The sequence below is a fragment of the Lysobacter sp. A286 genome (assembly GCF_054052105.1).
The window spans coordinates 2,110,051-2,124,543 of sequence record NZ_JBSVRJ010000001.1; the positions used below are offsets into that span (position 1 = coordinate 2,110,051).

Below are 14,493 nucleotides of genomic sequence, written 5' to 3' on the forward strand. Positions count from 1 at the left end.
CATGCAGACCTGGGCCATTGCCAATCAAAAAGGCGGGGTGGGCAAGACCACCACGTCGCTGTGCCTGGCACGTGGACTTGCCGAAAAGGGCAACCGGGTACTGCTGATCGACCTGGACCCGCATGCGTCACTGACACGTGCTTTCGGGGTGCCATCGGACCCGACGCCGCCGGGAACCCACGACATTTTCTCCAGCCGGAGCGTGGAGCTGTCCACCCTTGCCCGTAGTACCCCGATCGACGGCTTGCAGCTGGTGGCGGCACAGCCTGCACTGGCGACCCTGGAACGCCGTGGAGCCACCCAGCCCGGCCTGGGCCTGTCATTGGCGCGCGCGCTGCATGCCACGCGTGGTGGCTATGACCATGTCCTGCTCGACTGCCCACCGACGCTTGGGCTGCTGATGGTCAACGCACTGGCCGCCGCCGACCGGTTGGTGGTGCCCACGCAGACCGACCCGCTGGCGCTTCACGGACTGACCGACATGCTGCGCACCGCGGACATGGTCCAGCGGTCGCGTCGACGCCCGTTGCCACGGCACATCCTGCCCACTTTGTATGACCGGCGTACCCGCGCCGGGGTACGCATCCTGGAACAACTGCATGACAGCTACGAGGCGCTGGTCTGGCCGAAGGCGGTGCCAATGGATACCCGTCTGCGCGATGCCATGGCGTTGACGGCGGCCACGCCACCCAGCGGCCGCGGTGCGCAAGCGTACCGCTCGGCACTGAACTGGTTGCTGGATGCAATACCGCAGCAACAGGAGGCCGCATGAGCTCACAGATGGTGGACAGCTACCTGGACGAGCTGCTGGCACCGCTCCAGGCGGCCACCAGGCTCGTGCCTGCACCAGTGCCCGTCCTCCAACTTGCCCCCGCGCCAGAAGTGGAGTCGGCACGACTTCCGGCCCGCCCGGCGCCAGCACCGGCTCATCAACCGGACACGGTAGCGCCGCCATTGCGGGCGACCACGGCCGGGCATCGCTGGCTGCGCGCGACCCTGGGCAGCGACCACTACGCGTTTGAACTGCTGCGGGTGCAGGAAGTGGTGCGCATGGCCACCATCACGGCCATGCGCGGCACCTCCCGCGCGATGTTGGGCGTCATGAACCTGCGTGGACGCATCGTGCCGGTCTTCGATCTCGCCCGCTGGCTGGGTACCGGCGAAGTCACCACCGACGAGAACGTCCGCATCATCGTGGTCGAGCGCGACGACGAGCTGATCGGCGTGCTGGTCTCGGCGGTGGAGGACGTGGTGACGCTGGCGCGCGAGCATATCGAGCCGCCGCTACCGGGCAACGACCCTGGCGGGGTACTCGGTGTCGCCCGGGTCGGCCGCGCCCCAACGGTTCTGCTGGATGCCAACGCATTGTTTGAATGAATCTTCAAGTTCCCGCGCACTGCGCCGTTAACGCCATTGACTGCAGCCATTTACTGCAACGGCCGCCCATTCCATGAATGAAATATCGTTACAACCCGACTTGGGTATCGAGCACGTCGAAGCGTTACGGGCGACGCTCGCGCCGCTCCTCAACCGTGCCGGCATGCTGGCATTGACTGGCGACCGGGTAGAGCGGGTGCATACCGCCGGCCTGCAGCTGTTGCATGCCTTCATCCGCGACCGCGCGAACGCCGGTCACGGCACCACCATCACCCTGGCCTCGCCTGCCCTGATGGACGCGGCGAACGTGCTCGCGCTTACCGGCGTGCTGGGGCTCGGCGCACCGGTTGGAACGGCTGGCGACCTTGAAAACAATGGAGATCCCGCATGAGCGCCAAGCTGCTGATCGTCGATGATTCCACTTCCATGCGGCAGATGGTCGCCTTTGCCCTGTCGTCGGGCGGCTACACCGTGCACGAGGCGGAAGACGGACAGGCTGCACTGGATATCGCCAGGACCACCCACTTCGACGCCGTGGTGACCGACGTCAACATGCCGCGCATGGATGGGATCGAATTGATCCGCCAGCTGCGCCAGTTGCCCGGCTACAAGTTCACCCCGCTGTTGATGCTGACCACCGAGTCGGGTGGCGACAAGAAGCAGGAAGGCCGCGCCGCCGGCGCCACCGGCTGGCTGGTCAAACCGTTCGATCCCGAGCAGTTGCTCGCCACGGTTCGCAAGGTTCTCGCCTGACACCATGGACATCACCCAATTCCACGCCGCGTTCTTTGAGGAAAGCCGTGAAGGGCTGCAAGCCATGGAAGCGGGTTTGTTGCGCCTGGAAACCCAGATGGAACCGGATCTGGAGCCCGGCGTCGCCGACGGTGACACCATCAACGTCATCTTCCGCGCCGCGCACTCGATCAAAGGGGGTGCGGCCACGTTCGGCTTCGGTGACGTCACCGACCTGACCCACCTGCTGGAAACGTTGCTGGATGACACCCGCTCTGGCCACCGCTATCTCGACCACGTCGCCATCGATGCATTGCTGGACGCGGTGGATGTACTGCGAGGATTGCTCGCGGTGGCCGAACACGGCGGACAGGTCGACCAGCAGGCCATGAGTCGCGCGCGCTCCGGACTGGACCGACTGCTGGCAAGCGAGGCGGGCGCTGCGCCGGCCATTGCCGCGGTGGGAAAGGCCGGCGACATGGGCGACCCCGAACACTGGCGCATCGGATTCCGCCCGGAAACCTCGTTGTTCATGACCGGCAACGACCCGCTGCGGATCCTGCGCGAGCTGGGCAGCCACGGCGAGTTGACCGCGACCTGCCTGGATGACCGCCTGCCGGCGTTCGACGTACTCGACCCGTTCGAGGCGCACCTGGCCTGGGACCTGATGCTGCCGGGCAACGTGCCGCGCGCCGCCATCGACGAAGCGTTCGCGTGGGTCGAAGACCAGTGCGAGCTGTCGATCGAGGCCGTCGCCGCGACGTCGTCGCTGCGGATGCCGGCACCCGCCCTTGCCGCCGTGCCGTCCGACGACGAATCCACTGCCGCCTCCCGCACGCCGGGTACCGCCCGCGCCGCCAATGCGGACGCCGACACCTCCATTCGCGTCGCCGTGGCGAAGGTCGATGCGTTGATCAACCTGGTCGGCGAACTGGTCATCACCCAGGCGATGCTGCACCAGCGTTCCGAAAACCTGGACCCGGTGGCCAACGAAACCCTGCTGACCGGGCTCGGCCAGCTCGACCGCAACACCCGCGACCTGCAGGAAGCGGTGATGAGCGTGCGCATGCTGCCGGTGGAATTTGCCTTCAGCCGCTTCCCTCGCATGGTCCGCGACCTGGCCTCCCGGCTCGACAAGAAGGTCCGCCTGCGCACCTTCGGCGAGGCCACCGAGCTGGACAAGGGCATGATCGAGAAGATCGTCGACCCGCTGGTGCACCTGATGCGCAACGCGATCGATCACGGTCTGGAGTCCGCCGACGAGCGCCGCGCCGCGAACAAGGACGAGACCGGCACCATAACCATGAACGCTGCCCACCAGGGTGGCCACATCCTAATCGAGGTCAGCGACGACGGCCGCGGCATGGACCGCGACCGCATCGTGCGCAAGGCGGCCGAACGCAACCTGCCGCTGCCGGAAAACCCGACCGATGCACAGGTCTGGGACCTGGTGTTCCACCCCGGATTCTCCACCGCCGATGCGTTGTCGGACCTGTCCGGGCGCGGCGTCGGCATGGACGTGGTCAAGAGCAACATCCTGGCACTGGGCGGCCAGGTTGAGATCCGCAGCGAAAAGCTCGTCGGCACCACCGTGTCGATCCGGCTGCCACTGACGCTCGCGATCCTGGACGGCATGTCGGTCGCGGTCGGCGACGAGGTGTTCATCCTGCCGCTCAACATGGTGGTCGAGTCGTTGCAGCCGCAACCGCACGAGGTGCGCACGATCGCCGGCGACACCCGTGTGCTGCATGTGCGCGACGACTACCTACCGCTGGTCAACCTGCGCCAGCAATACCGGCTGCCACCGGCCGATGCGGCCGCCTCACCGATCGCGGTGGTCGTGGAAAGCGGGGGCCGCCGCCTGGCACTGGAAGTGGACGAACTGCTCGGCCAGCAGCAGGTGGTGGTGAAGAACCTGGAAGCCAACTACCGCCGGATCCCGGGCATCTCCGGCGCGACCATCCTCGGCGACGGTCGCGTCGCGCTGATCATCGACGCCGCCGGCATCGGGACCGGCACTCCGTTGCCCGTCGCCGCCTGACCCTACCCGCCCCATTCATTGCCGCCGCCGCGGATTGCACCAAGGACACACCCCATGACCGACTCCACGCCCAACCGCACCCTGCTTGCCCCGCGCGCCACGTACACCCAACCGGGGCTGGATGCCGACACCGACAACAGCGAGTTCCTCACCTTCGCCCTGGGCGAGGAAGAGTACGGGGTGGACATCCTCAAGGTGCAGGAGATCCGCGGCTACGACGCCGTGACCCGCCTGCCCGACGCGCCCGACTACATCAAGGGCGTGGTCAACCTGCGCGGCACGATCGTGCCGGTGATCGACATGCGCCTGAAGTTCCGCCTCGCCAATGCCGACTACACCGCGGTGACGGTGATGATCGTGCTCAATGTCTCCGATCGCATCGTCGGTATCGTGGTGGACAGTGTCTCGGACGTCATCCGCCTGGGCGGCGACCAGATCCGCCCGGTTCCCGAATTGGGCGTGACCATCGACCGCCAGTTCCTGACCGGCATCGGCACGCTCGACGAGCGCATGCTGATCCTGCTGGATATCGAGCGCCTGATGACCAGCACCGAGATGGGCCTGGTGGCCGAGGCTGCAGCACTGCAGTAGCCAATCTTCGGTCAGCTGCCGGTTTCACTGCAGGATCCCACAAAATAAAAACGCGCCGGATTCGGCGCGTTTTTTGTGCGGGCGCCGAAGCGCACGGGCATAAGGCGATGGCCTTCAGAGGGTGAAGTCCAGGCGCACCTTGCCACGACCACCACCCGGTTCGAACGTCCACTGCTTCACCGCGCTCACCGCGGCCGACTCGAACGTGCGCGACGGACGCGCGTTGACGACCGAGACGCTCTCCACGCTGCCGTCGGCACCCACGGTGAACTCCACTTCGACAAACCCTTCAGTACGGTTGCGAGCCGCCTCGGCGGGATAGGTCGGCTCCACACGCTTGATCGGGCTGAGAGCGGCTTGGGCCGGGAGGGCGAACGCCAGTGCCAGCGCGGCAGTGACAAGGACCTGGTAACGGGGCATGGGGGAGACTCCTGAGTGTGGGAACGTATTGGATCGTGTGGGGACGGGAACACATGCTCCCGCTGTACTTCCACACATCGGCCAGCACGGAGGTTTCTTTAGCTCCACGCGGATTTGCCAGTGATCGCTAAAGTTTTCGTTCAGCCAGCCGTTGTCCCGGGGGTCGATCAAAACGATTCACTCCCCGAGGTCTCCGATGTCCAATCGCCACACCCCCTCCTTGCTGGATCGCGCCCTGGCCCCAGCCATGCAGCTCATGGCGCGCTTGCGCTTCGGCCACAAGGCATTGGTCATCGGTGCCGCATTCATGCTGACCTGCGGCCTGCTGGCCGGCATCCTGGTGGTACGCACCAACGCCGACATCAAGGCGGTGAAGCAGCAACGCACGGCGGTTGAAGGGCTGTCGCACCTGCAGAGCTCGATGCTGGCCATGCAATCCCATCGACAGATGAGCACCCGGGTCTCGGCCAAGCAGGACGTGCCCGCGCAGCAGATTGCTGGCGCCGCTTCGACTGCGGCCACCGAACTGCAGGCCGCCGCACGTTGGGCGGGCCAGTCCTTGAAGGATGCGGAGGTGCGCACTGCCTTCAAGCAGGCACAAGAAGGATGGACCAGCGTCAGCAACGGCGACGCCGGAGCCGACGCGACCGAATCCACGATCCAGCAGGTGCGCTCATTGATGGGCCTGGTGGCGGAACGCACCGGCTTGTCGCATTCCCAGGAACCCACCGTGCTGTACATGGGCCGTGCCGCCAGCGAGTGGCTGCCGACATTGGCCGAATACACCTCGCAACAGGGCGTGGTCGGATTGCGGGTACTGGGCGAAGGGGCGATCTGGGTAGACGACCGCACCGGCCTGGCCGTGTCGCGCACCATGCAGGACTTCCTGCGCAGCCGGATCGAGCTGGAGCTGTCCAATGCCGAGCAGCGTATGCCATCGCTGGTCGCCACCGCCGGCAAACCCATCGAGGCCGCGCTGGAGGCGATGGGCAAGCAGAACGATGCCATCGCCACCCACATCCTGGATGCCGACACCCCCGTGCTGCCAGTGGAAACCCTGGCCGCACGCGAGCATGCCACCCAGTTGGCGATGGCCGCCGCGATGATCGGATCGATCAACTCGCTGGATGCCGCCGCCGCCGCCCAGATCTCACGCATGACGACCTCGGCCAACCTCACCTGGATGGTGGTGGTGCTGATGCTGCTGATCGCGGGCTACCTGTTCCTGGGGTTCAGCCGCAGCACGCGTGACTCATTGCTCAAGATCCAGCAGGCCACCGAATCCATCGCCGCCGGCGAATTCCCGCAGAGTGTCCGCGTCGACAGCCAGGACGAGCTGCGCGACATCGCCCGCAGCCTGGAGCGCGCGGTCACCAGCCTGCGCACGTTCGCCGGCGCGCAGCGCGACGTCTATGAGGCCCACCAGGCCGGCAACATCGACGAGCGACTGGACGCGGCGGCGTTCCCGGGCGCATTCGGCGAGATGGCCGAAGAGATCAACACACTGGTCGCCTCGCACATCGACCTGACCCGCAAGACCATCGAGATGGTCGGTGCCTACGCACACGGCGACCTGTCGGGTGACATCGAGCGCTACCCCGGCACCAAGGCCGAAGTCACCGCGGCGGTGGATGCAGTCAAGCTCAACACCCAGTCGGTCACCGCCGAGATCAAGAAGCTGGTGGACGCGGCCGTCGCCGGCGACTTCAGCCAGCGTGGCGACGCCGAGCAGTTCGAGTTCGTTTACCGCGACATGATCCTGGGCCTCAACGAGCTGATGGCCAGCGCCGACCGCGGCCTCAACGAGGTCGGTGACCTGCTGACCTCGATGGCCCAGGGTGACCTCACCCAGCACGCGGACACCAACATGCCGGGCCAGTTTGGTCGCTTGGCGAGTGACGCCAACGACACCGTGCGACATCTGTCTGAAATCGTCGGCCAGATCCGCCAGGGCAGCGACGCGATCAGCGCCGCCGCCAGCGAAATCGCCGCCGGCAACGACGATCTGTCGCGCCGTACCGAGCAGCAGGCCGCCTCGCTGGAGGAAACCGCCTCCTCGATGGAGGAACTCACCTCCACCGTGCGCCAGAACGCGGACAACGCCCGCCAGGCCAACCAGCTCGCGATCGGCGCGGCCGAAGTCGCCGAAGTCGGTGGCGAAGTCGTCGGCCGGGTCGTGGAGACCATGACCGGCATCAACGAGTCCTCGCGCAAGATCGTCGAGATCATCAGCGTCATCGACGGCATCGCGTTCCAGACCAACATCCTCGCGCTCAACGCCGCGGTGGAAGCCGCGCGCGCCGGCGAGCAGGGCCGCGGCTTTGCGGTGGTCGCCTCCGAGGTGCGCTCGCTGGCCCAGCGTTCCGCCGCCGCAGCCAAGGAAATCAAGACCCTGATCGACGATTCGGTGCACAAGGTCGAAAACGGCAGCGCCCTGGTGGGCCAGGCCGGCAAGACCATGGGCGAGATCGTGACCAGCGTGAAGCGGGTGACCGACATCATTGCCGACATCTCCGCCGCCTCGCAGGAGCAGAGCAGCGGCATCGAGCAGGTCAGCCACGTCATCACCCATATGGATGAAGGCACCCAACAGAACGCCGCGTTGGTCGAGGAAGCCACCGCCGCCGCCCGCTCGCTGGAGCAGCAGTCCGGCCACCTGGTGCAGACGGTCGCCGCGTTCCGGCTGGAAGCCGACTCCGGCCAGACGCAGACCCGCACGCACGCGGGGGCCATCGACCGCGTCAGCAGGCTGACCGGTACCGCCGCCAATACTCCGGTCAACAAGCCCACCAACCAGCCCGCCGCATCCGGACATCCCCGCCCGGTGCGGGCCAGCCCGAAGGCCGCCGCCGGCAACGACCAGCACTGGCAGGAGTTCTGATCACGCCTGGAATCACAGGCACGCCAGAATTCGCACACGAAAGACAGCCGTTGATCCCCCGGATCACGGCTGTTTTTTCCTATGGACAGTGCGATCCGCATGCGACCGGGGCTGTCGGCGCGCGCCCGGATACTCAAGACAAGCCCCCACCCGCCGTTATCCGGGTCATGGGATCCGCCTCGGATCCTTCCGGCGCCTGGTCGCTGAACGCAAACGCTTGCATCCCGAGAGAGCTCCATGCGCAACAACCTTCCCGTTACCGATGTCGAAATTGAACTCGACAACGACGCCACGCTGGTTTCCTACACGGACAGCAAGGGCCGGATCCTGTCGGTCAACCGGGACTTCATTCAGGTCAGTGGTTTCAACGAGGCCGAGCTGATCGGTCAGGCGCACAACATCGTGCGCCACCCGGAGATGCCGTCGGCGGTGTTCGCCAACTTCTGGCAAACGCTCCAGGCCGGTCGCCCATGGGTCGGCGTGATCAAGAACCGCTGCAAGAACGGCGACTTCTACTGGGTGCAGGCGCATGTCACCCAGGTATACGAACGTGGGCAGCTCACCGGCTATATGTCGGTTCGACGCAAGGCGAGCCGTGCCGCCATCGCCACCGCCGAGCGCGACTACGCGGCATTCCGCAACGGCCGCGCGAACGGATTGCGCATCCATGTCGGCTCGATCGGCAAACGCGACTGGCTGCGCGATCTCAATCCGCTTTGGCGGCTGTCGTTGCGCCAGCGCCTGATGCTGGCCGCCGTCGGCGCCGGTGCCTTCGCCATGGCACTGGTCTGGCTGGCAACCGGCGGCACCAATGTCGGCTTTCTGTATGCCGTCGCTGCGCTGGCCGGCCTGTTCGGGATCTACAGTGCGTGGTGGTTGTCGCGCGATGTCGTCGACCGGCTGGATCAGACCATCGGGCATTTCCGCCACATCAGTTCGGGCGATTACACCGATGTGATCCCGATCGCGCGCAATGACGAGATCGGCCGGGTGATGCAGGCCGTCAAGTCGATGCAGATCCGGCTCGGCTTCGAGGTCCAGGAGCAGCAACGCGGCAACGAAGCCAACACCCGTATCCGGAATGCGTTGGATTTTGCCAACACCAACATCCTCGTTGCCAACCGGGAACTGGTGATCGTGTATGCCAACAGCGCCATCCAGACATTGATGAGCAATGCTGCCAATGGAATCCGCCGCACCCTGCCCGACTTCGATGCGCAGCACCTGATCGGCAGCGACATCACGCCACTGCTGCAGGATCCCGGCCAGTCGCACACGCAACTGTTGCAGCTTCAGCAGGCGTCGACCCGCCGACTCCAGCTTGGCGACTACACGATGGATGTCATCGTCACACCGGTACGCGATGCCATCGGCACCCAGATCGGCGTGGTCAGTGAATGGCGCGACCGCACCGTCGAACTGGCCATGCAAGCGGAAGTCACCGAGGTGCTGCAGGCCGCCGCCGATGGGGACTTCAGCCGCCGTATCCGCACCGACGACAAGCAGGACTTCCTGCTTCTGCTGGCCGAAAGCATCGACCGGTTGCTGGCTTCGACCAGCACCAGCCTGGATGCGATGCAATCGGTGCTGCATGCGTTGGCGCAGGGCGACCTGAGCCAGCGCATCGATGCCGACCTGCGTGGCGTGTTCGGTGACATGAAGGGCAGCACCAACCGCACCGTCGACCAGATCGCCGCGACCGTCGGTGCGATCCAGTCCGGTGCCCAGGCCATCGATGCCGCCGCGTCGCAGATCGCCGTCGGCAACCGGGAGCTGTCCCAACGCACCGAACAACAGGCCACCTCGCTGGAGGAGACCTCCTCTTCGATGGAGGAGTTGACGTCCACCGTCCACCAGAACGCCGACAACGCCCGCCAGGCCAATCAGTTGACCATCAGCGCGGCGGAAGTGGCCAGCCAGGGCGGCGAAGTCGTCGGCCGCGTAGTCCACACCATGAGCGGGATCAGCGAGTCCTCGCGCAAGATCGTCGACATCATCGGCGTGATCGACGGCATCGCGTTCCAGACCAACATCCTGGCGCTCAATGCCGCGGTCGAAGCCGCTCGAGCCGGCGAGCAGGGGCGCGGTTTTGCCGTGGTCGCCTCCGAGGTGCGCTCGCTCGCGCAGCGTTCCGCCACGGCCGCCAGGGAGATCAAGACCCTGATCGACGATTCGGTGGAACAGGTCGGCATCGGCAGCCAACTGGTCGAGCAAGCCGGCCGCACTATGCAGGACATCGTCAGCAGCGTGAAACAGGTGGCCGGACTGGTCGCCGACATCAGCCTGGCATCGCAGGAGCAGTCCACCGGGATCGACCTGATCAACCAGATGATCATGCAGGTCGACGAGGGCACCCAGCAGAATGCCGCACTGGTCGAGGGAGCCGCCGCCGCGGCGCGCAGCCTGGAGCAGCAGTCCAGCCATCTGGTGCAGACTGCGGCGGCATTCCGTCTTGGCAGTGAAAGCACTGGCGCAACGGCCAACGTGCCTCGCCCCGAATACTCGAAGGCCGCGACGCAGCGCCCATTGGGCGCCCTGCGAGCTGTGGCGGGTCCAACTACCAGACGGATACCCCGACATGCATGAGGCTGTTGCGGCCGCACCCCGTGACCCGGCGACGACGCGGGAGTTCGTCTTTGACGAGCGCGACTTCCGCCGCGTCGCCCGGTTGATCCACGTCCGCGCGGGAATCAACCTCAGTCCGCACAAGCGCGACATGGTGTACAGCCGCCTGGCCCGACGCGTGCGTGCATGCGGCATGCAACGCTTCGACGAATACCTGGACGCACTGGAGCGCGACGGCAGCGAGGAGTGGGAGCACTTCACCAACGCGTTGACGACCAACCTGACGTCGTTCTTTCGCGAATCCCACCACTTCGACATGCTGTCCGAGCACCTGCTGGCCGCCCATGCGGCGCGCACCGACCGGCGTGCGCCTCTGACGATCTGGTGCTGCGCCGCATCCACCGGCGAAGAACCCTACTCCATCGCCATCGCCGCCTGCGAGGCGTTCGCCACCCTCGCCCCTCCGGTGCGCATCCTGGCCACCGATATCGATACCAACGTGCTGGAGGCCGCCGCGCTGGGGCGGTATCCGATCGACCGCATCGACGCGCTGTCGCCGCAACGGCGGCAGGCCTATTTCCAGGCCGGCAGCGGACCCAACGCAGGCCTGTGCCGGGTACGCCCGGAGCTGCAGTCGCTGGTGAGCTTCCGTCCGCTCAATCTGCTGGATGAAAGCTACCGGCTGCGCGGTGGGTTCTCGGCGGTGTTCTGCCGCAACGTGATGATCTATTTCGACAAGCCCACCCAGTATCAGGTTCTGGCGCGCATCGCGCCGTTGCTGGCTCCCGGCGGAGTGCTGTTCGCCGGCCACTCCGAGAGCTTCACCCACGCACTGGACGTGGTCACCCCGTGCGGACGCACCACCTACCGGGCCACCGGAACGGCACCCTCGCCATGAGAAGCCGCCACCCCGGCAATACCGCCGTCGCCGATGCGGGCCTGGTCACCGAGCCCGGCCACTATTACGACAAGGCCCTGCAGACCCACGCGGTGCGGTTGATGCCGGCCGAGTACCGGGTCAGCAGCGAGCCGCTGGCACTGGTCACGCTGCTGGGATCCTGCGTGGCGGCCTGCCTGTACGACCCGCTGATCGGCGTCGGCGGCATGAACCACTTCATGCTGCCCGGCGCGGCGGGCAACACCCGCAACGACCTTGCCGATGGCGACATGAGCGCCCGCTATGGCGCGCACGCGATGGAGTTGGTGATCAACGACCTGCTCAAACGCGGCGCCAGCCGGTCGCGGCTGCTGGCCAAGGTATTTGGCGGCGGCAACGTGCTGAGTGGATTCCACAACGACCCCATCGGCACCCGCAACGCACGCTTCGTGCTGCAGTACCTGGTGGCCGAACGCATCCCGGTGGTCGCGCAGGATCTGGGCGATACCCAGCCGCGCAAGGTGTGTTTCTTCGTGCAGACCGGCCGCACCCTGGTGCGTCGCCTGCCGTCGACACGCGACGACGACATCGTCCGCGCCGAGCGCGCCTACTACGGCGATCTCAACCGCGCGCCGGTCGCCGGCAGCGTCGAATTGTTCTGATGGATGGGCAGCGTGTCCGGGTGCTGGTGATCGACGACTCCGCATTGATGCGCCGGCTGATGAGCGACCTGCTGTCGGTCGACCCCCTCATCGAGGTGGTCGGCACGGCCGCCGACCCGTTCATCGCCCGCACCAAGATCAAGCGCCTGTCTCCCGATGTGCTCACCCTGGACGTCGAGATGCCGCGCATGGACGGGCTGGCCTTCCTGGGCAACCTGATGCGGCTGCGGCCGATGCCGGTGGTGATGGTGTCCACGCTGACCGCGAAAGGCGCGGCGGTGACCCTGGATGCGCTTGCCGCCGGCGCGGTGGACTGTATCGCCAAGCCGCAAACCGATGTCGTGGGTGGTCTGTCGGCTTATGGCGAAGAGCTGCGAGCGAAGGTCCGCCAGGCCGCAAAGACGCGCACCGGCCATCGCGTGAGCGTGCCAACCCAACCCGTTCCGGCCGCCGCCTACCGACATCCGAACCTGCACGTGATCGCCATCGGTGCATCCACCGGGGGCACCAATGCGATTCTCGACGTGCTGTCCGCCTTGCCGGCTGACACGCCGCCGGTCGTAATCGCACAGCACATCCCGGCGGCCTTCAGCGCGGCGTTTGCGGAGCGCCTCAACCAGCACAGCGCGATGACCGTGCTGCATGCCGGGCCGAGCCAGCCGCTGCTGCGCGGCCATGCCTATATCGCCCCGGGCGGGCGGCACCTGCGTGTCCACCGACGCGGCACCACTTGGCACTGCGGCACCAGCGACGACGAGCAGGTGAACGGGCATCGCCCCAGCGTCGATGTGTTGTTTGAATCGGTTGCGCGGCATGTCGGCTCCGGTGCCGGCGCCGCCTTGCTGACCGGCATGGGCAGCGATGGCGCACGCGGATTGCTGGCTTTGCGCGATGCCGGCGCCTATACGCTCGCCCAGGACCAGCCCAGTAGCGTCGTGTGGGGCATGCCGGGCGCCGCCGTCGCCCTGGGCGCGGCAAAGCAGGTCGCCCCGCTGAACGAAGTCGCGATCCGCCTGCTGGCCCGGGGCGAAGCTCGCTGACCGCGATTTACCGGCCTGATGAGATCCCCCGCACGATGCGGGAATGCGCTCACTGCTCGTTAAAGCTTGGCGCGTTACCGCCGTTATCCGTAGTGACCGCCCCCCGCAAAGAGAGCAGCAATGGACTCCCGTGTAGTTATCCGTCTGGCCGCACCGCTGGCACTCACAATTCTTCTGTTGTGCGCACAACTGCTTGACTGGCCAAGCGCGGCACGCCTGGGCGCCACCGTGGCCGTTGCGGCCGCTTGGCTGGTGTTTGCCTGGTCCCGGCGCGAGCGCACCCCGCCAGCAGTGGTCCGCGAACAGACCCGCCTGTTGGAGGACCTGCGAAAATTCATCAGTGCCGAGGTGAGTGGCTCACACACGGAGATCGAACGCACCCGCGAGCTGATCCGCGAGTCGGTCGGCAAGCTGGGCGGCAGCTTCGAGGCCGTCAACCGGAAATCCCGCCAGCAAAGTGAGATCGTCACCCGCATCATCGACCGCACCGGCGATGAGGGCGGCATGGACGTGCACCAGTTCGCCCTGCAGGCCAGCCAGAAGATGGAGCAACTGGTCGAGGCATTGGAAGAAGTCAGCGGCCAGAGCGGCAACACCGTGACCCACATCGACGCCATGGCCGAGCATCTGGACGGCATCTTCGCGTTGCTTGAAGACGTCAAGTCAATCGCTGACCAGACCAATTTGCTCGCGCTCAATGCGGCCATCGAAGCCGCTCGCGCAGGCGAGGCCGGACGCGGCTTTGCCGTGGTCGCCGACGAGGTACGCAATCTGTCCGAGCGCTCCACGACGTTCAACGAGCAGATCCGCAAGCTGGCCCACAGCTCCAAGGATGCCATCGCCAAGGTCCGTGACACCGTCAGCCAGATGGCCTCCCGGGATCTGGATCGCTCACGCGGCGCTCGTGCCGAGGCCGCCGGCATGCTGGAGCGCGTGGACGGCATGAACCGCGGACTGGGCAATGGCATGCGCGAGATCGCCGAATGCGGCCAGGCCATCGACAGCTCGGTTGCCGAAGCGGTGCGGTCCTTGCAGTTCGAGGACATCGCCACCCAGGCCTTGACGGCGGCTACGGCCCATCTGGAACGATTGAACCAAATCAACGGCGAGGCTGCCAACCTGCAAGGACTGCTGCATCGCAGCCACAACGACAACGATGTCCAACTCGCACTCAAACAGCTCATGCAACGCGTCGGACAGATGCGCGGCGAGTGGGAACGCCCGCCGCACAAGCCGGTGATGCAGCAAACCATGGATGCTGGCAGCGTGGAACTGTTCTAGGTGACACACTGGGTTGCATGACTGAG

13 protein-coding genes are annotated in these 14,493 nt (G+C 66.2%); 12 read left to right on the plus strand and 1 reads right to left on the minus strand.

The features are described from left to right. Window position 1: 1 nt before the first annotated feature. From ACW7G0_RS09805 to ACW7G0_RS09830, 6 genes are all read left to right on the plus strand, one after another. A complete protein-coding gene (locus ACW7G0_RS09805) occupies window positions 2-772 on the plus strand; it encodes a ParA family protein (RefSeq protein WP_456989337.1) in 771 nt (256 codons plus the stop codon). Next, window positions 769-1,377: a chemotaxis protein CheW gene (locus ACW7G0_RS09810; protein WP_456989338.1), complete on the plus strand. Its 609-nt coding sequence runs from the start codon at window positions 769-771 to the stop codon at window positions 1,375-1,377. Before ACW7G0_RS09805 ends, ACW7G0_RS09810 begins: the two co-directional genes overlap by 4 nt. 73 nt (window positions 1,378-1,450) lie before the next feature. Further along, window positions 1,451-1,768 carry an STAS domain-containing protein gene (locus tag ACW7G0_RS09815; protein ID WP_456989339.1) on the plus strand — a complete coding sequence of 106 codons (318 nt, stop codon included), beginning with the start codon at window positions 1,451-1,453 and terminating at the stop codon, window positions 1,766-1,768. After that, the gene (locus tag ACW7G0_RS09820) at window positions 1,765-2,130 is read left to right on the plus strand and encodes a response regulator (protein WP_456960786.1); all 366 of its coding nucleotides are present in this window, start codon (window positions 1,765-1,767) and stop codon (window positions 2,128-2,130) included. The genes ACW7G0_RS09815 and ACW7G0_RS09820 overlap by 4 nt, the downstream gene beginning before the upstream one ends. Window positions 2,131-2,134: 4 nt before the next feature. Continuing rightward, window positions 2,135-4,150: a chemotaxis protein CheW gene (locus ACW7G0_RS09825; protein ID WP_456989340.1), complete on the plus strand. Its 2,016-nt coding sequence runs from the start codon at window positions 2,135-2,137 to the stop codon at window positions 4,148-4,150. Between the two features lie 54 nt (window positions 4,151-4,204). Next, window positions 4,205-4,741 (plus strand): chemotaxis protein CheW, encoded by a 537-nt coding sequence (locus tag ACW7G0_RS09830; RefSeq protein ID WP_456960784.1) that lies wholly within the window; start codon window positions 4,205-4,207, stop codon window positions 4,739-4,741. A gap of 114 nt (window positions 4,742-4,855) precedes the next feature. On the opposite strand, the gene ACW7G0_RS09835 is transcribed toward ACW7G0_RS09830, so the two are convergent. Continuing rightward, window positions 4,856-5,161 carry an energy transducer TonB gene (locus ACW7G0_RS09835; RefSeq protein WP_456989341.1) on the minus strand — a complete coding sequence of 102 codons (306 nt, stop codon included), beginning with the start codon at window positions 5,159-5,161 and terminating at the stop codon, window positions 4,856-4,858. A 196-nt stretch (window positions 5,162-5,357) separates the two neighbouring features. Here ACW7G0_RS09835 and ACW7G0_RS09840 point away from each other — a divergent pair, with 196 nt between their 5' ends. The 6 genes from ACW7G0_RS09840 to ACW7G0_RS09865 all read left to right on the plus strand — a co-directional run bounded on the left by ACW7G0_RS09840 (window position 5,358) and on the right by ACW7G0_RS09865 (window position 14,467). Beyond that, on the plus strand, window positions 5,358-8,042 hold the full coding sequence (locus tag ACW7G0_RS09840) for a methyl-accepting chemotaxis protein (RefSeq protein ID WP_456989342.1): 2,685 nt from the start codon (window positions 5,358-5,360) through the stop codon (window positions 8,040-8,042). A gap of 237 nt (window positions 8,043-8,279) precedes the next feature. Further along, on the plus strand, window positions 8,280-10,628 hold the full coding sequence (locus ACW7G0_RS09845) for a methyl-accepting chemotaxis protein (RefSeq protein ID WP_456989343.1): 2,349 nt from the start codon (window positions 8,280-8,282) through the stop codon (window positions 10,626-10,628). Next, on the plus strand, window positions 10,621-11,505 hold the full coding sequence (locus tag ACW7G0_RS09850; RefSeq protein WP_456989344.1) for a CheR family methyltransferase: 885 nt from the start codon (window positions 10,621-10,623) through the stop codon (window positions 11,503-11,505). Before ACW7G0_RS09845 ends, ACW7G0_RS09850 begins: the two co-directional genes overlap by 8 nt. 101 nt (window positions 11,506-11,606) lie before the next feature. Then, window positions 11,607-12,146 (plus strand): chemoreceptor glutamine deamidase CheD, encoded by a 540-nt coding sequence (cheD, locus tag ACW7G0_RS09855; protein ID WP_456989511.1) that lies wholly within the window; start codon window positions 11,607-11,609, stop codon window positions 12,144-12,146. After that, window positions 12,146-13,186 (plus strand): protein-glutamate methylesterase/protein-glutamine glutaminase, encoded by a 1,041-nt coding sequence (locus tag ACW7G0_RS09860; protein WP_456989345.1) that lies wholly within the window; start codon window positions 12,146-12,148, stop codon window positions 13,184-13,186. The genes cheD and ACW7G0_RS09860 overlap by 1 nt, the downstream gene beginning before the upstream one ends. 120 nt (window positions 13,187-13,306) lie before the next feature. Continuing rightward, window positions 13,307-14,467 carry a methyl-accepting chemotaxis protein gene (locus ACW7G0_RS09865; RefSeq protein ID WP_456989346.1) on the plus strand — a complete coding sequence of 387 codons (1,161 nt, stop codon included), beginning with the start codon at window positions 13,307-13,309 and terminating at the stop codon, window positions 14,465-14,467. Window positions 14,468-14,493 lie beyond the last annotated feature (26 nt).

Bases quoted from the DNA above. Each gene is read 5' to 3' on its own strand.
- ACW7G0_RS09805 (WP_456989337.1), top strand. From the start codon at position 2: ATGCAGACCTGGGCCATTGCCAATCAAAAAGGCGGGGTGGGCAAGACC.
- ACW7G0_RS09810 (WP_456989338.1), top strand. From the start codon at position 769: ATGAGCTCACAGATGGTGGACAGCTACCTGGACGAGCTGCTGGCACCG.
- ACW7G0_RS09815 (WP_456989339.1), top strand. From the start codon at position 1,451: ATGAATGAAATATCGTTACAACCCGACTTGGGTATCGAGCACGTCGAA.
- ACW7G0_RS09820 (WP_456960786.1), top strand. From the start codon at position 1,765: ATGAGCGCCAAGCTGCTGATCGTCGATGATTCCACTTCCATGCGGCAG.
- ACW7G0_RS09825 (WP_456989340.1), top strand. From the start codon at position 2,135: ATGGACATCACCCAATTCCACGCCGCGTTCTTTGAGGAAAGCCGTGAA.
- ACW7G0_RS09830 (WP_456960784.1), top strand. From the start codon at position 4,205: ATGACCGACTCCACGCCCAACCGCACCCTGCTTGCCCCGCGCGCCACG.
- ACW7G0_RS09835 (WP_456989341.1), bottom strand. From the start codon at position 5,161: ATGCCCCGTTACCAGGTCCTTGTCACTGCCGCGCTGGCACTGGCGTTC.
- ACW7G0_RS09840 (WP_456989342.1), top strand. From the start codon at position 5,358: ATGTCCAATCGCCACACCCCCTCCTTGCTGGATCGCGCCCTGGCCCCA.
- ACW7G0_RS09845 (WP_456989343.1), top strand. From the start codon at position 8,280: ATGCGCAACAACCTTCCCGTTACCGATGTCGAAATTGAACTCGACAAC.
- ACW7G0_RS09850 (WP_456989344.1), top strand. From the start codon at position 10,621: ATGCATGAGGCTGTTGCGGCCGCACCCCGTGACCCGGCGACGACGCGG.
- cheD (WP_456989511.1), top strand. From the start codon at position 11,607: ATGCCGGCCGAGTACCGGGTCAGCAGCGAGCCGCTGGCACTGGTCACG.
- ACW7G0_RS09860 (WP_456989345.1), top strand. From the start codon at position 12,146: ATGGATGGGCAGCGTGTCCGGGTGCTGGTGATCGACGACTCCGCATTG.
- ACW7G0_RS09865 (WP_456989346.1), top strand. From the start codon at position 13,307: ATGGACTCCCGTGTAGTTATCCGTCTGGCCGCACCGCTGGCACTCACA.